The sequence below is a fragment of the Arthrobacter sp. AFG20 genome, from assembly GCF_002892795.1.
Classification (GTDB): Bacteria; Actinomycetota; Actinomycetes; order Actinomycetales; family Micrococcaceae; genus Arthrobacter.
This window is the reverse complement of sequence record NZ_PJMC01000018.1, coordinates 82,880-99,837: the sequence shown is the minus strand read 5'-3', so window position 1 is coordinate 99,837 and position 16,958 is coordinate 82,880. Positions and strand designations below refer to the sequence as shown.

General features: G+C 66.3%; 16 protein-coding genes and 3 pseudogenes. 8 read left to right on the top strand and 11 right to left on the bottom strand.

Annotated elements, in window-relative coordinates; all coding sequences use genetic code 11:
• The 3 genes and pseudogenes from CXZ05_RS18580 to CXZ05_RS18570 form a co-directional block, all read left to right on the top strand.
• Positions 1-392 (top strand): annotated as a pseudogene (locus CXZ05_RS18580) (lipoyl synthase); the annotation flags it as partial.
• Between the two features lie 88 nt (positions 393-480).
• Positions 481-1,233 carry a DUF4191 domain-containing protein gene (locus CXZ05_RS18575; protein WP_102974000.1) on the top strand — a complete coding sequence of 251 codons (753 nt, stop codon included), beginning with the start codon at positions 481-483 and terminating at the stop codon, positions 1,231-1,233.
• A 134-nt stretch (positions 1,234-1,367) separates the two neighbouring features.
• Positions 1,368-1,679, top strand: a pseudogene (locus CXZ05_RS18570) (DUF3817 domain-containing protein); the annotation flags it as partial.
• Positions 1,680-1,685: 6 nt separating this feature from the next.
• On the opposite strand, the gene CXZ05_RS23505 reads toward CXZ05_RS18570, so the two are convergent.
• Together CXZ05_RS23505 and CXZ05_RS23725 are read right to left on the bottom strand one after the other, a co-directional pair.
• Positions 1,686-2,123: an RDD family protein gene (locus tag CXZ05_RS23505; RefSeq protein WP_102973998.1), complete on the bottom strand. Its 438-nt coding sequence runs from the start codon at positions 2,121-2,123 to the stop codon at positions 1,686-1,688.
• 39 nt (positions 2,124-2,162) lie between these two features.
• Positions 2,163-2,207, bottom strand: a pseudogene (locus CXZ05_RS23725) (hypothetical protein); the annotation flags it as partial.
• A 187-nt stretch (positions 2,208-2,394) separates the two neighbouring features.
• Between CXZ05_RS23725 and glnA (CXZ05_RS18560) the strand changes: the two are divergent.
• Positions 2,395-3,819 (top strand): type I glutamate--ammonia ligase, encoded by a 1,425-nt coding sequence (glnA, locus tag CXZ05_RS18560; RefSeq protein ID WP_102973997.1) that lies wholly within the window; start codon positions 2,395-2,397, stop codon positions 3,817-3,819.
• Between the two features lie 358 nt (positions 3,820-4,177).
• Here glnA (CXZ05_RS18560) and CXZ05_RS18555 read toward each other — a convergent pair whose 3' ends face one another.
• The 5 genes from CXZ05_RS18555 to glnA (CXZ05_RS18535) form a co-directional block, all read right to left on the bottom strand.
• Positions 4,178-4,786: a hypothetical protein gene (locus tag CXZ05_RS18555; RefSeq protein WP_102973996.1), complete on the bottom strand. Its 609-nt coding sequence runs from the start codon at positions 4,784-4,786 to the stop codon at positions 4,178-4,180.
• Between the two features lie 130 nt (positions 4,787-4,916).
• On the bottom strand, positions 4,917-5,432 hold the full coding sequence (locus CXZ05_RS18550; protein WP_102973995.1) for a GNAT family N-acetyltransferase: 516 nt from the start codon (positions 5,430-5,432) through the stop codon (positions 4,917-4,919).
• A 6-nt stretch (positions 5,433-5,438) separates the two neighbouring features.
• Positions 5,439-5,864 carry a VOC family protein gene (locus tag CXZ05_RS18545; protein WP_102973994.1) on the bottom strand — a complete coding sequence of 142 codons (426 nt, stop codon included), beginning with the start codon at positions 5,862-5,864 and terminating at the stop codon, positions 5,439-5,441.
• Between the two features lie 21 nt (positions 5,865-5,885).
• Positions 5,886-8,897, bottom strand: coding sequence for a bifunctional [glutamine synthetase] adenylyltransferase/[glutamine synthetase]-adenylyl-L-tyrosine phosphorylase (locus tag CXZ05_RS18540; RefSeq protein ID WP_102973993.1), 3,012 nt, complete (start codon positions 8,895-8,897; stop codon positions 5,886-5,888).
• A 9-nt stretch (positions 8,898-8,906) separates the two neighbouring features.
• Entirely contained in the window at positions 8,907-10,247 is a 1,341-nt protein-coding gene (gene glnA / locus CXZ05_RS18535; RefSeq protein ID WP_102973992.1) for a type I glutamate--ammonia ligase, read from the bottom strand.
• Between the two features lie 242 nt (positions 10,248-10,489).
• Between glnA (CXZ05_RS18535) and panB the strand changes: the two genes are divergently transcribed.
• Positions 10,490-11,395 carry a 3-methyl-2-oxobutanoate hydroxymethyltransferase gene (gene panB / locus CXZ05_RS18530; RefSeq protein WP_102973991.1) on the top strand — a complete coding sequence of 302 codons (906 nt, stop codon included), beginning with the start codon at positions 10,490-10,492 and terminating at the stop codon, positions 11,393-11,395.
• Positions 11,396-11,416: 21 nt separating this feature from the next.
• Here panB and CXZ05_RS18525 read toward each other — a convergent pair whose 3' ends face one another.
• Complete coding sequence (locus CXZ05_RS18525) at positions 11,417-11,581, bottom strand: SPOR domain-containing protein (RefSeq protein WP_003801719.1); 165 nt, start codon at positions 11,579-11,581, stop codon at positions 11,417-11,419.
• 124 nt (positions 11,582-11,705) lie between these two features.
• On the opposite strand from CXZ05_RS18525, the gene map reads away from it, so the two are divergent.
• Positions 11,706-12,584 carry a type I methionyl aminopeptidase gene (map, locus tag CXZ05_RS18520; protein WP_102973990.1) on the top strand — a complete coding sequence of 293 codons (879 nt, stop codon included), beginning with the start codon at positions 11,706-11,708 and terminating at the stop codon, positions 12,582-12,584.
• An 80-nt stretch (positions 12,585-12,664) separates the two neighbouring features.
• Positions 12,665-13,468: a polyphosphate--glucose phosphotransferase gene (ppgK, locus tag CXZ05_RS18515; RefSeq protein WP_102973989.1), complete on the top strand. Its 804-nt coding sequence runs from the start codon at positions 12,665-12,667 to the stop codon at positions 13,466-13,468.
• 132 nt (positions 13,469-13,600) lie between these two features.
• Here ppgK and nrdR read toward each other — a convergent pair whose 3' ends face one another.
• The 3 genes from nrdR to CXZ05_RS18500 all read right to left on the bottom strand — a co-directional run bounded on the left by nrdR (position 13,601) and on the right by CXZ05_RS18500 (position 16,300).
• On the bottom strand, positions 13,601-14,155 hold the full coding sequence (gene nrdR, locus CXZ05_RS18510; protein WP_102973988.1) for a transcriptional regulator NrdR: 555 nt from the start codon (positions 14,153-14,155) through the stop codon (positions 13,601-13,603).
• A 154-nt stretch (positions 14,156-14,309) separates the two neighbouring features.
• Positions 14,310-15,686 carry a histidinol dehydrogenase gene (gene hisD / locus CXZ05_RS18505; RefSeq protein ID WP_102973987.1) on the bottom strand — a complete coding sequence of 459 codons (1,377 nt, stop codon included), beginning with the start codon at positions 15,684-15,686 and terminating at the stop codon, positions 14,310-14,312.
• A gap of 41 nt (positions 15,687-15,727) precedes the next feature.
• On the bottom strand, positions 15,728-16,300 hold the full coding sequence (locus tag CXZ05_RS18500; RefSeq protein WP_102973986.1) for a hypothetical protein: 573 nt from the start codon (positions 16,298-16,300) through the stop codon (positions 15,728-15,730).
• A 180-nt stretch (positions 16,301-16,480) separates the two neighbouring features.
• Here CXZ05_RS18500 and CXZ05_RS18495 point away from each other — a divergent pair, with 180 nt between their 5' ends.
• Entirely contained in the window at positions 16,481-16,939 is a 459-nt protein-coding gene (locus CXZ05_RS18495) for a flavin reductase family protein (protein ID WP_180987453.1), read from the top strand.
• Positions 16,940-16,958 lie beyond the last annotated feature (19 nt).

Genomic DNA, 16,958 nt, shown 5'->3' with positions numbered 1-16,958 from the left:
AGGGCCGGAACCTGGGCATGGTCACCAAGTCCAACCTCATCCTGGGCATGGGCGAAACCCGCGAAGAGATCTCCGAGGCCCTGCGCGACCTGCACCAGGCAGGCTGCGACCTGATCACCATCACCCAGTACCTGCGCCCCTCCGAACGCCACCTCCCCGTGGACCGCTGGGTCAAGCCGCAGGAATTCGTGGACCTCCAGCACGAAGCCGAGGAGATCGGCTTCCTCGGCGTCATGTCCGGCCCCCTGGTCCGCTCCTCCTACCGCGCCGGCCGGCTCTGGGCCACCGCCATGCGCAAGAAGGGCTGGGAAATCCCCGCCGAACTCGCCCACATCGAGTCCTCCGGATCCACCCGCCAGGAAGCCAGCTCCCTGCTCGCGGCGCACCAGTAGCAACAGGCAATTCCCACGGTCAGGGGCCGGACGCCGGAACTATTCGGCGTCCGGCCCTTTGTCGTGGATCACGTAGAATTAAGGCACTATGGCGAAATCCCCTGACTCCAGCAACAACACTCCTGCGGCCGCTGATGGCTCCAAGCGCGGGCTCTTTGGGCGCAAGCCCAAGGCCGTGAAGGAGAAGAAGCCCAGCCGGCTCAAGCAAATCCGCGAGGTCTTCAACATGACCCGCCGCCACGACCCCATGGTTCCGTGGCTCATGCTGCTGGCGTTCCTTGGCGTAGTGGCCGTCAGCCTTGTTGTTGGCCTGTTGCTGAATAACTGGATTACCGGCCTGATCATCGGCATCCCGTTGGGTTTCCTCGCGGCTACGTTCATTCTTTCCCGCCGTGCCGAGGGGGCCGCCTTCGCCCAGATCGAAAACCAGCCGGGAGCATCCGGCGCTGCCCTCAGCACGCTGAAGCGCGGCTGGATCACCGAGGAGCAGCCCGTGGCCGTGAACCCGAGGACCCAGGACGCCGTTTTCCGCGCCGTCGGACGTCCCGGCGTCGTGCTCGTTGCGGAAGGGCCCACGCACCGCGTGCGCCCGCTGATCGAAGGTGAACGGAAGAAGCTGGCGCGCATCCTTCCCAACGTCACCATCCACGTCATCGAGACGGGCCGTGGCGAGGGCCAGGTACCCATCAGCCAGGTGGCGAAGAAGATGAACAAGCTGAACAACGAGCTCACCAAGACCGAGGTCAGCGCCGTGTCCAAGCGCATCGCGTCGCTGGGCACCCGCCTTCCGATCCCCAAGGGCGTGGACCCCTACAAGGCCCGCCCCCAGCGCGGACGCTAATCCGCCTGATCCGCCCCGGTGGCCGCCGCATCTGCGCCGGCCCCGGGGCGTTTTTCGTTGAACGGGCATATCCCGGTTGAAACGCATATTAAAGCCAGCCAGACCCCCAGCACCTTCAGAAGCCGGAGCCTCCTGTGAAATTCCCGTCCGCGTCCGCCGTCATCCGCGCCTTCCGCCTGCTGGCGGTGGCGGAAGCCTTTAGCTGGGCCGCGCTCCTTACCGGCATGTATCTCAAATGGATCGCCGGGACCACCGAACTCGGCGTAGAGATCGCCGGGCCGGTTCACGGCGCGCTGTTCATCGGCTACGGTGCGGCGGCCCTTGTCCTGTGGCGCCTGCAGCGCTGGCCCTTCAGGGTGGCGCTGTTGGCAGGCCTCTCGGCGGTGTTCCCCTTCGCCACGGTCCTGTTTGAGCGGTGGGCGCTCCGCCGGGGATGTCTCTCGGCCGGGCGGCTACCTGCGGATGAGAACGGTGTTCATGGCCTTGTCATGGAGTCCGCGCTGGTCGGGATCGAAGATGACCGCCGGGATCACCAGACAGACCAGGACGGTGCGGACCAGGGCGGCCAGCGGGCCTGCCGCTGAGCCGTCCAGCTTCACCACGTGGATGCCCATCGCCCGGTGCCCGATGCTGTAGCCCAGGGTCCCGATCAGCAGGATCTGCTCGGCGGCAAAGACGGCAAGCGTGGCCATGGAATTGCCGGCGAGGAACACGTTGCTGATCAGCAGCGCGATGGTCCAGTCGATGGTGATGGCCAGGATCCGCCGGCCGGCGCGGGCCATGGATCCGGGGCCTGCCTCGGGGAAGCCCAGGCGTTCCCCCGGGTACTTGGAAATGCCGGAAGTGTCCGGCCCGCTGAGCCACGAACCGATGTCTTTGCGATCTACCACCTACCAAGTTTACCGAGCCGCGGGCAGCCCCTCGGACGTTCACACTATGGATAGGCGTGGACCACAGTGTGGACACCGTATAGCGTTTACATATCAGTAGGTTCTGTAACCTGCCGGAAACAAAGCGGACACGGACGGGAAATCCCGAATCCCTAGGGTGGTAACAGTTGCTAGCGAGCCTGGAGCGGGGCACTTTTGTGTTTCCGCTCATTGGATTGCGCTGGACCACTTGGCTTTATAGCCAGTTATTACATATGCGTAAGGAGCATAGATGTTCAAGACTGCGGACGAAGTCCTCAAGTTCATCAAAGATGAAGACATTCGGTTTATCGATATCCGCTTCACCGACCTCCCCGGCGTTCAGCAGCACTTCAACGTGCCCGCCAAGAGCGTGGACGCCGACTTCTTCGTCAACGGCCAGCTCTTCGATGGTTCTTCCATCCGCGGCTTCCAGGGCATCGCCGAGTCTGACATGCAGCTCATTCCGGACGTCACCACCGCGTTCCTGGACACGTTCCGCATGGAGAAGACCCTTGCGCTGAACTTCTCCATCGTGAACCCCCGCACGGGGGACCCCTACCACCGCGACCCGCGCGGTGTGGCAGAGAAGGCTGAAGCCTACCTCGCCTCCACGGGCATCGCCGACACCGCGTTCTTCGCTCCCGAAGCAGAATTCTTCGTGTTCGACAACGTCCAGTACAAGTCCTCCCCGGAGGGCAGCTTCTACAAGATCGACTCCGAAGAAGCTCACTGGAACACCGGCCGCGAGGAAGAAGGCGGCAACCTGGGCTACAAGACCCCCATCAAGGGCGGATACTTCCCGGTTTCCCCGACCGACAAGCAGGCCGACCTGCGCGACGCCATGTGTGTTGCCCTGGACGAGGCCGGCCTCGAGGTCGAGCGCAGCCACCACGAAGTTGGCTCCGCTGGCCAGGCCGAGATCAACTACAAGTTCACCACGCTGACCCACGCGGCTGATGACCTGCAGAAGTTCAAGTACGTCATCAAGAACACCGCCGACGCCTGGGGCAAGTCCGTCACCTTCATGCCGAAGCCGGTCTTCGGTGACAACGGCTCGGGCATGCACTGCCACCAGTCGCTGTGGAGCAACGGCGACCCGCTGTTCTACGACGAGAAGGGCTACGCCGGCCTGTCCGACACCGCCCGCTGGTACATCGGCGGCCTGCTGAAGCACGCCGACGCGGTCCTCGCGTTCACCAACCCGACGGTCAACTCCTACCGCCGCCTGGTCAAGGGCTTCGAAGCCCCGGTCAACATGGTCTACTCGCAGGGCAACCGCTCCGCCGGTATCCGCATCCCGATCACGGGCTCCAACCCGAAGGCCAAGCGCATCGAGTTCCGCGCTCCGGACCCCTCCTCCAACCCGTACCTGGCCTTCGCTGCCCAGCTGATGGCCGGCATCGACGGCATCCGCAACCGCATCGAGCCCCCGGCTCCGATCGACAAGGACCTCTACGAGCTCCCCGCCGAGGAAGCCAAGGACATCCCCAAGGCTCCGGGCACCCTCGAGGAAGCACTGCAGGCACTGGCCGAGGACAACGAGTTCCTGCAGGCCGGCGGCGTGTTCACCCAGGACCTGATCGACACCTGGATCGAGTACAAGTACGAGAACGAGATTCGCCCGCTGTCCCTGCGCCCGAACCCCTACGAGTTCGAGCTCTACTACGGCGTCTAGCTAGATCAACGGGCTGAACCGGGTTTAGTCCGTAAGAACCTCGTTACAGCGAAGGCCGGCCCCAGGTTTCAATCACCTGGAGCCGGCCTTTCGTCGTCTGCGGTTCACGGCTCTTGGGACACCCACTTAGCCGCGGCTTCAGTGGGGTCGGGTTCTTGACTCGCGTGTCTAAAGGTCAGGTCGTACTTGCCCCCAGGAAGTTCAATTGGGAACTCCGATAATTCCCGAAGCTCAGACTTACTGTCCTTGTCTCCACCTTGATATGTCACATGTAGCCTCATAGCCGCAACGGTAGAACAACTGCTGATTCTTAGAAAGACGCCTCGCCGAGGGATTGCGCACGAGAACGGGTGCGGTCTCACGTACCCGTGCAGGGTTCCTCCGCGTACCGTCCCCACAACGAGTCTGCACCCGTGCCGCCGAAGGCTGCCCGGTCATCCCGCAGCGCGCGGCACAGAATGAGGGAGTCCGCGAAGCTCCGCCGGATGTAGGCCTCCCAGTCCGCCCGTTCAGAGGTGAAGGCCTGCGTTCCCATCTGGTACTTCAGGTGGGCGAAGTGATCCAGGATCCGGTGGGCCGTCGCTTCGGCCCGGCCCGCCAGCTGCTGTGCCGCCAGCTTCGCCGCAGGATCCGCGACCGCCGAGACGTCCGGCAGTTCCTGACGGCGCCAAAAATACGGTTGCAGGTCCACATTGTCCACGAAGATCCTGTCGATCTCCTGCTGCTGGGCATAGAGCGAGGAAGCCGTGCTGCTTTCCAACGTGCTCCTGATCCCGGCGTACTGGTACGCCGCCGCGATGAGCGTGGCGGCCACACCCGCCCCGATGAGCAGCAGCTCAGCCCTCCCGAACCTCCTGGCACGGCCGCCCTTCGCCCGCGCCCGGGCATGGTCTGCGTCCTGCCGCAGTTGGGGCGCCGGAAGCCGGCCCCCGACGTGCTGAGACCGGGAGCCGGCCTGTTCCGGCAAGTGCCTCCGAGACGAAGACCCTTTCAAGCCTTCCCCCCAACAAGGTTTGAAGTGCACTGCCAAGACACAGCGTAGGCACGCACCTGTGCTCGCGCAACGGTCCGGCGGTGTTTCGGGACGGGATCAGCGCTCAAAAGGCGGCGTACATGGTCCGCTGGGGCCCGGCCTCGCCGCCCAGATAGAGGCCTTTGTCCGCAAAACCCGCCTTCAGGTAGGCTCCCTGCCCGGCGGGGTTGCGCTCGTTGACTGAAAGCACGACGCCGGCCTGGCCGCCTCCCAGCCTGGCGGTCAGTTTGGCGGCGGCCGCCACTGCCGCGGAAGCCGCCGCCTGTCCCAGGCCCTGACGCTGCCGCCGCCTGTCGATCAGGAACCCGCGAAGCAGCCAGGCGGAGTCGTCGTCGGGCCAGCCGGCCAGCCCGGCTGCCCCCGACTGCAGCGTCAGTACCCCTGCAGCCGTGCCGCCCGCCTCGATGACATAGGGCCTGCGGGACCCGTCCTCGAGCCCTGCCAGCATCATGCGCAGCGGGTCGCCCACAAACTCGTGCTGGCCCGGGGCGAGTTCCAGTTCCGCCACCGCGCCCAGCTGGATGGCCCGGGCATCGGCATCCAGGTCCCGCAACGGAATGAGCCATACGTCCGGCCTCATGATCCGTCAGGAAGCAGGTGCCGCCCCGTCGGAGGGCGGACCCGCCGGATCCATCCACATGACCTCCCACAGGTGCCCGTCCGGATCCTGGAAGCTGTGGCTGTACATGAAGCCGTAATCCTGCAAAGGCTGCGATTCGGATCCGCCGGCGGCCAGGGCCTTGCCCACCATCTGGTCCACTTCCTCCCGGCTGTCCACCGAGAAGGCCATGATGGCTTCGGTGGCGGAGGTTGCGTCCACGATCTCTTTGGCCGTGAACGTCTTGAAGAACTTCTCCACGAGGAGCATGACGAAGGCGTCGTCGTTGATCACCATGCAGGTGGCGTTCTCATCCGTGTAGTCCTGGTTGAACTTAAAGCCCAGCGCGGTGAAGAACTGCACGGACCTATCGAGGTCCCGGACGGGCAGGTTCATGAAGATTTGGGTAGCCATGCGCCCAAACCTAGCACCGGTTCAGTGGCCGTAGAAGACTTTCTCGAACACCGCACGGGCGCGCCTGCTCACCCGCAGGTAGTCCTCCTCGAACGCTGTGGCCATCCCTTCCTCGTAGCCGCACCATCTGGCCACGGCCTCCAGGTCGCGGCGGGAGGAGGGCAGCAAATCCGAGGCGCGGCCCGTCCAGATCACGTTCGCGGAACGGATCCGGCTGGCGAGCTGCCAGGCGTCGGCCAGCAGGCCGGCGTCTTCCTCTTCCAGCAGCCCCAGCGAGGCCGCCGCCTGCAGAGCCTTCAGGGTGGACGTGGTGCGCAGTTCGGGGTGGCTTCCGGCGTGCTGGAGCTGCAGCAGCTGCACGAGCCATTCCACGTCGCTCAGTCCGCCGCGTCCCAGTTTGAGGTGCCTGGCAGGGTCGGCGCCGCGGGGCAACCGTTCGGATTCCACCCGCGCTTTGATCCGGCGTATCTCCCGGATGTCCGCGTCGGAGACGGCGGCCGGGTAGCGGATGGGATCAACCAGCGTCACGAAGTCCGCCGCGAGCCCGTCGTCACCGGCGATCGGCCGGGCGCGGAGCAGTGCCTGCGCCTCCCAGATGAGCGACCAGCGGCGGTAGTACTCGCCGTAGGACTCCAGGGACCGCACCATGGCCCCGTTCTTGCCTTCGGGACGAAGATCGGCGTCGACGGCGAGAACCCGCTCGGCCATGATAGCCGGTTTGAGCGGCTGCGTCAGAAGGCTGGAAAGATGGCCCACGATCTTCGCGGCCTGCTGCTGCGCTTCATCGTCCGGGGCTCCGGGCAACGCCCGGTGGACGTACAGGACGTCGGCGTCGGACCCGTAGCCGATTTCCAGCCCGCCCTGCCGGCCCATGGCCACCACCAGCACCGCTGTCTTCAGCGGACCGGTGGCGGAGACAATGTTTTCCGCCACCCGCAGGGCACCCAGGATGGCGGCCCGGTCCGTCTCTGCCAGCGCCTCCCCCACTTGGTCCTGGCCGAGCAGGCCGGCGCTGTCCGCGATGGCGATCCGCAGGATTTCACGCCGGCGGATGAGCCGGATGAGGCGCATGGCGCTTTCCGGGTCCGAGTGCCGGGACATTTTGGAGGTGATCTCCTGCCACTGCGCCTCAAAGCTGAGCGGCGCCAGTTCCTTGTCCGTCCCCAGCCAGGACACCGATTCCGGCGACACTTCCAGGAGGTCGGCGATGAGGCGGGAGTTGGACAGCATGTGGCACAGCCGCTCGGCCGCCGCAGCGGAATCGCGGAGCATGCCGAGGTACCAGTGCGTGGTGCCGAGCGACTCGCTGATCCTGCGGAAGGCGAGCAGCCCGGCGTCGGGGTCCACGCCTTCGGCCAGCCAGCCCAGGAGGATGGGCAGCAGCTGCCGCTGCAGGGCCGCGCGCCGGCTGACCCCGGCCGTCAGGGCCTCGATGTGGCGGAGTGCACCCTGCGGGTCCCGATAACCGAGCGCCGCGAGCCTGCCCTGCGCCGCTTCCGGCGTCAGGCGTGCATCCTCGCTGCTCAGCTTGGCGGCCGTGTTCAGGAGCGGACGGTAGAAGATCCGGTCGTGGAGTTCCCGGACCGAGCGTTTTGTCCGCTGCCACGCGGCCAGCAGGGCGTCGGGGTGCGGCCGGTCGGTGGAGAAGGGCCCGAGCACCGCCTTGGCGAGCGTGCGGAGGGGCTCCTCCTTGACCGGCATGAGGTGCGTGCGGCGCAGCTGGAACAGCTGGATGCGGTGTTCGAGCAGGCGCAGGTACCGGTAGGCATGGTCGAAGGCCGCTGCGTCCGCCCGGCCGATGTAGCCCCCCGTCGACAGTGCGGCGATGGCCGATGTCGTGTCGCGGCGCCGGAGGGACTCATCTGACTTGCCGTGGACGAGCTGGAGTAGCTGGACTGTGAATTCGACGTCGCGGAGCCCGCCCCGGCCCAGCTTGATCTGCCGCTGTTCCTCGGCCGGCGGGATGTGTTCGGTGACCCGGCGGCGCATGGCCTGCACGGATTCAACGAATCCGTCGCGGTTCGCCGAGGTCCACACGAGCGGCGATACGGCCTCCTCGTAACGCGCGCCCAGCTCGGCGTCGCCCGCGATCGTCCGCGCCTTCAGGAGCGCCTGGAACTCCCAGCTTTCCGCCCAGCGGGCGTAGTAGCTTTGGTGCGAAGCCAGTGTCCGGACCAGCGGCCCGGACTTTCCTTCCGGACGTAGGTTGGCGTCAACTTCCCACAGCCCGGGCTCACGCGCCGGGGACATAATGGCGCGCGAGATGCCGGACGCCAGCGCCGTGCCGATGGTGTTGGCCCGGGCGTCGTCCAGCTCGCCTGACTCCACAACGTAGATGACATCTACGTCGGAAATGTAGTTCAGTTCCCGGGCTCCGCACTTGCCCATCCCGATTACTGACAATGCGACGTCGGCGACCTCCCCGGCGTCGAACTTCCCCCCTGCTTCGGCACGGGAGACCGCAAGGGCGGCCTCGATGGCCGCTCCCGCCAGGTCCGCGAGTTCGGCGCCGACGGCGGGCATGAAGTCCAGCGGGTCAGCGGCGCAGAGGTCCTTGACGGCGAGGTCCACCACGCCCCGCCGGTAGGCGGTGCGAAGCGCCACGTAGGCCTCGGGGCCCGAAATGCCCGCCACCGGCCGGGCCGCGGTGGGGTCGGCGCGCACCGACCTGAGCAGCTGGGCGCGGAGCTCCGCTGGATCGGCCTGGAGCGGTTCCGGACTGGCGGTCACGCTGAACGCGTCCAGGTGCTCCGGGTGCCGGATGAGGAATTCACCCAGCGCCTCGCTGGCGCCCAGGACCCGGTAGAGCGGTTCGCTCACCTCGGTGTCCGCCGCTGCCAGCTTCCGCAGGTCCGGGTGCTTCTCGATCAGCCGGACCAGGGACTGCAGCGCGGCGTCCGGGTTCGCCGCCAGTTGCAGGCCGGCAAACAGGACGTCCCGGTCAATGCCCTCCAGCTCGGGGGCGGCGAGAAACCGTTCGCCCTTCTCGAGGTCACTGAAGCCGGCGGTAATGAGCCGGCGGGCCAAGCTCACCGCAGCCGCCTAAAGGATGGCGAGGTTGCGCTGCAGCTCATAGGGGGTCACCTGCAGGCGGTAGTCCTGCCACTCGGCCCGCTTGTTGCGCAGGAAGTGCTCGAAGACCTGCTCGCCCAGGATCTCCGGCATCAGTTCCGAGTCCTCCATGGCACGGATGGCGTCATGCAGGCTGGCGGGAAGGGGGTCGTGGCCCATCGCCCGGCGCTCGGCGGAGCTCAGCGACCAGATGTCGTCCTCGGCCGCTGCGGGCAGTTCGTAGCCCTCCTCGATGCCCTTCAGCCCGGCGCCCAGGAGCACGGCGTAGGCAAGGTAGGGGTTGGCGGCCGAATCAATGCCGCGGTATTCGATCCGGGCTGACTGTCCCTTGCCCGGCTTGTACAGCGGGACGCGGACCAGGGCGGAGCGGTTGTTATGCCCCCAGCTCAGGTAGCTGGGCGCCTCTCCCCCGCCCCAGAGGCGCTTGTAGGAGTTGACGAACTGGTTGGTGACCGCGGTGAATTCGGGGGCGTGCTTGAGAACGCCGGCAATGAACTGGCGGGCCGTCTTGGAGAGCTGGAACTCCGCACCTGCCTCAAAGAAGGCGTTGGTGTCACCCTCAAAGAGCGAGAAGTGCGTGTGCATGCCCGAACCCGGGTGGGCCGTGAAGGGCTTGGGCATGAAGGTGGCGTACGTGCCCTGCTGCAGCGCCACCTCCTTGATGACGGTCCGGAAGGTCATGATGTTGTCCGCCGTCTGCAGGGCGTCCGCGTAGCGCAGGTCGATTTCGTTCTGGCCCGGCCCGGCCTCGTGGTGGCTGAACTCCACGGAGATCCCCACCGACTCCAGCATGGTCACGGCAGTGCGGCGGAAATCCTGGGCCACGCCTCCGGGGACGTGGTCAAAGTAGCCGCCCTCGTCGACCGGAATGGGGGAACCATCGGGGCCGGGTTCTTGGGACTTAAGCAGGTAGAACTCGATCTCCGGGTGCGTGTAGCACGTGAACCCCATGTCGGCTGCCTTGGCCAGGGTGCGCTTGAGGACGTTGCGCGGATCCGCTGCCGAGGGCTCGCCGTCGGGAGTAAGGATGTCGCAGAACATGCGGGACGTTTGCTCGGTCTCGCCGCGCCACGGAAGGATCTGGAAGGTGGACGGGTCCGGCTGGGCCAGCATGTCCGATTCGAAGACGCGGGCAAGCCCCTCGATGGCAGAGCCGTCAAAGCCCAGGCCCTCGTCGAAGGCACCTTCGACCTCGGCAGGAGCCAGGGCCACCGACTTGAGCGAGCCCACGACGTCGGTGAACCACAGGCGCACAAAGCGTACGTCCCGCTCTTCGATCGTGCGCAGGACAAACTCTTGCTGGCGGTCCATGAAGGCCTCTTTTCCGGTCTACGTTCATGCCCCGGTCCGTCCACGACGGAGCAGCGGCAGCTCACGAATCACTTTACTAAGCATTTACGCGTGATGCTGGCGGGGCTGCAGCGCGTAACACAGCGTTAACACTCAACCGGAGAGCGGGCGGCCCCGCCCGGGCAACCCATTATGACGCGAATCACCAGTGGTCCCCTGCCGGCCGGTGGCTAGCACGGCAGGTCCCGGACTACGCTCTAGCCATGGCCTCAAGCAGCAGTCCCGATGCAAGCATGTCCGCGGAAGTAACCGCACCTTACGGGAGCGGCCCCGCGGCAGCCGCAGCGCCGCCGTCGGAATCCGCACGGAAGCCGCTCCCCCGGATCCGCACGCACCACCTGCAGCAGGCCAAGACCAGCGGCGAACACTTCGCCATGCTCACGGCGTATGACCAGTACACGGCAGAGATCTTCGACCAGGCCGGCATCGAGGTCCTGCTGGTGGGCGACTCCGCGTCCAACAATGTCTTTGGCAACGAAACCAGCCTTCCCGTCACCGTCGATGAGCTGCTGCCGCTGTGCCGCGCGGTCGCACGGTCAGCGAAGCGCGCGCTGGTGGTGGCGGATCTCCCCTTTGGCAGCTACGAGGTTTCGCCGCAGCAGGCTGTGGCCACCGGCGTGCGCTTCCTCAAGGAGGGCCTGGCGCACGCAGTGAAGATCGAGGGCGGCAAGTTCTACGCCGAAACCGTCAGGGCCATGGTCCAGGCCGGCATTCCGGTCATGGCCCACATCGGCTTCACGCCCCAGAGTGAGCACTCACTGGGCGGCTACCGCGTGCAGGGCCGGGGCGACGACGCCGCGCGGCTGGTTGAGGACGCTGCGGCGCTGACCGACGCCGGTGCTTTCAGCGTGCTCATGGAAATGGTTCCCGCGGAGACGGCAAAGGCCGTGGACGCTGCCATTCCGGTGCCCACCATCGGCATCGGCGCAGGCAATGCCACGACGGGCCAGGTTCTGGTCTGGCAGGACATGGCCGGGCTCCGCGGCGGCAGGATGGCCAAGTTCGTCAAGCAGTACGCGGACCTCCGGACCGTCCTGAGCGACGCGGCCAAGGCCTACGGCGAGGATGTCCGGTCGGGACAGTTCCCCGGACCGGAACATTCGTTCTAGGCTTGGGCGGCGCCGGCAAAATCAGTCGTCGTCGCCCTTTTCCCAGGTTTCATTGCGCGCCTTGACCTTCTCGAGGGCGTGTTCCGCCTCTTCCCGGGTCTTGTAGGGACCGATTAGCTGGGTCCAGTCCGACATCGCGTCTTCCTCCACCATGTGGGTCTTGACGTTGTACCAGTACTCGGGCATCGGTGTTCCTCGCTTTCCGGGTTAACAGACACTGCCGCCGTGATCCACGTAACGTAACCCGCAACGGAAGCCGCCGGGCGCATTAATTTACATGGCGTTCTGTGCTGCCTTATATGATCAATCTATGCCTTCCTTAGCCTCGACCGCACCCACCGGCACGCTTACCCCGGGAACCATCAGCCCGCAGCGGGCCGTTCCCGCGTCGATCGCGCGGCCGGAGTATGTCGGCAAGTCAGGTCCGGCCAAATTCACCGGGTCAGAGGTCAAGTCACCGGAAACCATCGAGAAGATCCGAGTGGCCAGCAGGATCGCCGCCCAGGCCATCGTGGAGGTGGGCAAGCACATCCGGCCGGGCATCACCACCGACGAGCTGGATCGCATCGGCCACGAGTTCCTGCTGGAGCACAACGCCTACCCGTCCACACTGGGGTACCGCGGTTTCCCCAAGTCCCTGTGCTCGTCGCTGAATGAGGTCATCTGCCACGGCATCCCGGACAGCACGGTGGTGCAGGACGGCGACATTATCAACATCGACATCACCGCCTTCATCGGCGGGGTCCACGGCGACACCAACCACACGTTCCTCGTGGGAGAGGTGGACGAGGAGTCGCGGCTGCTGGTTGAGCGCACGAAGGAGTCCCTCAACCGCGCCATTAAGGCCGTTGCCCCGGGACGCGAGATCAACGTGATTGGCCGGGCCATCGAGTCCTACGCCAGGCGGTTCGGCTACGGCGTGGTCCGCGACTTCACCGGACACGGCGTGGGCGAGGCCTTCCACACCGGGCTCATCATCCCGCACTACGATGCCGCGCCGGCCTACAACACGGTCATTGAGCCTGGCATGGTGTTCACCATCGAGCCCATGCTCACCCTCGGCACCATCGAGTGGGACATGTGGGCCGACGACTGGACCGTGGTCACCAAGGACCACAAGCGCACCGCGCAGTTCGAACACACACTCCTCGTCACCGAATCCGGTGCCGAGATCCTTACCCTTCCCTGACGCCAGGCAACCGCCCGCGTCATCCCGGCAAGTCACCCTTGCCCAGCCCGAGCCCCTACCCTGCCACGAACGGAATCCCATTGGCCAAGAAGGACGAAAAGACCCGCAAGAACGCCCCGCTGATCGGCATCGACATCGGCGGAACCGGAATCAAGGGCGGCATCGTCGACCTGAAGAAGGGCAAACTGATCGGTGATCGCTTCCGCCTGGCGACGCCGCAGCCGGCCACACCGGAAGCGGTCGTCGAGGTGGTGGCCAAGGTTGTCGAGGAACTCTCGGCACGCCCCGACGCACCCGAGGCCGACAGCCCCATCGGCGTGACCTTCCCCGGCATCATCCAGCACGGCGTGGTCCACTCTGCCGCCAATGTGGACAAGAGCTGGCTCAACACGGACATTGATGCACTGCTCACGGCCCGCCTGGGTCGCCCCGTGGAGGTCATCAACGACGCCGACGCGGCCGGCCTGGCCGAAGCCCGGTACGGTGCAGGCGCCGGAATCGGCGGCACAGTCCTGGTCATCACCCTCGGCACCGGCATCGGGTCCGCGTTCATCTTCAACGGCCACCTGGTGCCCAACGCCGAACTCGGCCACCTGGAGGTCGACGGCTTCGACGCTGAAAGCAAGGCGTCCGCGGTGGCCCGTGAACGGGACGGCCTCAGCTGGGAGGAGTACAGCGTGCTGCTGCAGCGCTACTTCTCCCACGTCGAGTTCCTGTTCTCCCCCGAGCTCTTCATCGTCGGCGGCGGCATCTCGAAGCGCGCAGACGAGTACCTGCCGCGCATGAAGCTGCGCACTCCCATCGTTCCTGCTGAGCTGAAGAACGAGGCCGGCATCGTGGGCGCTGCCCTGGAGATCGCCGTCAAGCACGAACTGGCCAAGTAAACCCCGGCGGGCAGCGGCAAGCGCGGCCCGCAGAAACGCTGAAGGCGGCAGACACAGGGTCTGCCGCCTTCAGCGTTTGCACTGGAGCCGGTGGCGGCTGCGGCTTCCCCTCCGCTGCCGCCACCGGAGACTTTAGAGCGTGCTCTTCGCGGTGTTCTTAGCCTCGGTGTTCTTAGCCTCGGAGCCCTTGCTTTCGGAGCCCTTGCCTTCCGCCTTGCGCGTTGCTGCTTTGGCCTCGACGTCGGACTCGTGCCGGAGCAGCGCAATGGCGGATTCGAAATCCTCAAGTGATTCAAAGGCCTGATAAACACTGGCGAAACGGAGGTAGGCCACCTTGTCCAGCTTCTGCAGCGGCCCGAGGATGATCAGCCCCACCTCGTGGGCGTCGATTTCCGCTGCCCCGGAGGCCCGGATGTTCTCCTCGACTTCCTGCGCCAGCATCGCGAGGTCGTCCTCGCTCACGGGCCGGCCCTGGCAGGCCTTACGGACACCGTTGATGACCTTGCTGCGGCTGAAAGGCTCGCCCACGCCGGAGCGTTTTATCACGGACAGGCTGGTGGTTTCCACCGTGGTGAAGCGGCGCCCGCACTCGGGGCACTGCCGCCGGCGGCGGATGGCTGAACCGTCGTCGGCCATCCGGCTGTCCACCACGCGTGAATCAGGGTTGCGGCAAAACGGACAGTACACGTTTTTCCACCCTTCCTTCGCTACCCTTCAACGGGCAGCCACTTGCCGGGAAGCCCGATACCGCAGCTTCTTCCGGCACCAGTCTATGTCCAGATATAGCGGAATAACAAGCCTGTAATTACTATATGTAGTGGGCCGTCACTACATGTAGTGGTCAGCTGCCCGCCCGGAAACGGACCGTGACGGCGTCGCCGTGCGCGGGGAGGTCCTCCGCGCCGGACAGGCTGACGATGTGGCCGCTGACCTGCCCCAGCGCCGCCTCCGAGTAGTTGATCACCTGGATGGCGCGCAGGAACGTGGTCACGTTCAGCCCGGACGAAAAGGCCGCAGTACCGCTCGTGGGTAGCACGTGGTTGGAGCCGGCGCAGTAGTCGCCGAGGCTGACGGGGCTGTAGTCGCCGACGAAAATGGCGCCCGCGTTCCGGATCCGCGCCGCCACAGCGGGGGCGTCCGCGGTCATGATCTCCAGGTGTTCGGCCGCGTAGGCGTCGCATGCTGCGATCCCTTGGTCGAGGTCGTCAACAAGCACGACGCCGGACTGCGGGCCCGAAAGTGCCTCGCGGACACGCTGGCTGTGCTTGGTGGATGCAGCCTGCAGTTCCAGCTCCTCACGGACCTCGGCGGCCAGCTCAAGGGAATCCGTGATCAGGACCGAGGCGGCCTTCGGATCGTGCTCGGCCTGGCTGATCAGGTCGGCAGCAACGAAGGCCGGGCGGGCCGTGGAGTCCGCGAGGATGGCAATTTCCGTGGTGCCCGCCTCGGAATCGATCCCCACGACGCCCTTGACGAGGCGCTTGGCCGTGGCCACGAAGATGTTCCCGGGCCCGGTCACGACGTCGACGGGTTCCAGCGCGGGAGTCCCTGATTCGCCGGGCACGCCGTAGGCGAAGGCGGCGATCGCCTGGGCACCGCCGATTGCGTAGACCTCGTCAATCCCCAGCAGCGCCGCAGCGGCCAGGATGGTGGGGTGCGGGAGGCCGCCAAAGTCTTTCTGCGGCGGCGAGGCGAGGGCGATTGATTCCACCCCGGCGGCCAGTGCCGGAACCACGTTCATGATCACCGACGACGGGTAGACCGCCAGGCCGCCCGGGACGTACAGGCCCACGCGTGCCACGGGCACCCACTTCTGGCTCACGACTGCGCCGTCGCCCAGGGAGATATCGACGTCGGCCGGGCGCTGGCCGTCCGCGAACCGGCGCGCACGCCTGATGGACTCCTCAAGCGCCGAACGCACGGCAGGGTCCAGGCCGTCCAGCGCTGACTGCAGCGCCCCGGCCGGAACGCGCGGATGCGTCTGCTCCACGCCGTCGAACGCCCGGGCGAAGTCTGCAAGGGCGGCAAAGCCGCGCTGGCGGACGGCCGTGATGATGTCCGTGACCTTCTGCTCGGCGTCGTGGACTGTCTGCTGCCGTGCCCGCGGCACCGCCTCGCGGAGTTCGGCCAGGCTGAGGCTGCGGCCGCGCAGGTCAACGGTGCGGAAATCGACGACGGGGGCATTCGGGCGTGCGGAGCTGTCCGGAGATGTGGTCACCCGTTCATTTTACGCGCCGCGGCCCCGCGCCCCGACGAGTGTTACTGCCACGTGTGGCTGTCGGCGCTGTTGCTTTCCGGGTCCCGGTCCACGGAAGCGCGGAGGAGGCCGATGATGCGCAGGACGAAGAAGCCGGCGGCGACCGCCGCGGGCCAGAGGACAAGGACAGTCAGGGACCGCAGCGAGAACGCCACACTGGCGTTAGCCGACGTGTCCTGCGGACCTCCCAGCCAGATGCCCGCCAGCACGCCGGTCCGCCAAGCCAGGACGGCTGCCGCTGCGCTTGCCGCAACGGACAGCAGCAGCAACCGCCGCGTCCCGCCGTCGCGGCGGCCTGACAACAGCACAGCCACCAGGCAGCCCGCGAACACAAACAGTCCCGCCAGGACCAGGTCGCGGGGCAGCCAGCCCTGGCTGTTGGTCCCGGACGACAGCGCGGAGTCTCCCGAGATGAGGTTTTGCCCGCCCGGGGCCAGGAGCCACCAGAGGAGCCCGGCGGGGATGCCGGCACCGAGGATTCCGGCCGCCAACGCGTAGCCCCTGCCGGGTCGCCGCCGGGTGCCGTCGGCCTCGTTGGAGGAACGGACCGGAGGGACGTGTGCAGGCTGGGTCATGAAGAAACGTTAACAAATGTTGGCCGGCACTCCGCGCCATGCGTCCGCCCGCCAAGGGAATCTCCCATCCGCCCGGAAGCCCCATAGTCTTGTACTAGAGACGCAATCGGCACGGATGCAGTAGGGAGATCGATTCCAGTGACCTCAGATGATGTCGCCTTCGAGGGCACGTTCAAAGAGATGTTCCGCCGGCACGCAGCGGGCGTGGCCATCATCACCGTGAACTACGACGGTGTCCCCTACGGGTTCACGGCAACCTCCGTTGCCTCGCTTTCTGCCAAGCCGCCGCGCTTCACCTTCAACATGGCGCGCAGTTCCAGCTCGTGGCCGGCGGTTGCCAACACCACGTACATCGGCGTGCACATGCTCGGGCTGGACAACCAGGAGCTGGCCGACCGGTTCGCGCGCACCAAGGAACGCTTCGCCGGCGACCACTGGGCCCACGGCCCCCACGATGTGCCGGTGCTCAAGGACGTTGCCGGCTGGCTGATCGGCAAGATCCAGATGCGCCTGTCGTTTGAAAACAACGCCGTCGTGGTGGTCGAAGTGGTGGAAGGGCAGGTTGGCGAGGACGGCTCGCCGCTGCTGTACCACTCCGGAACGTACGGGCAGCCGGTTCCGCTGGACTACGAAATCTGACCCGGCGCCGGAGTCCGGC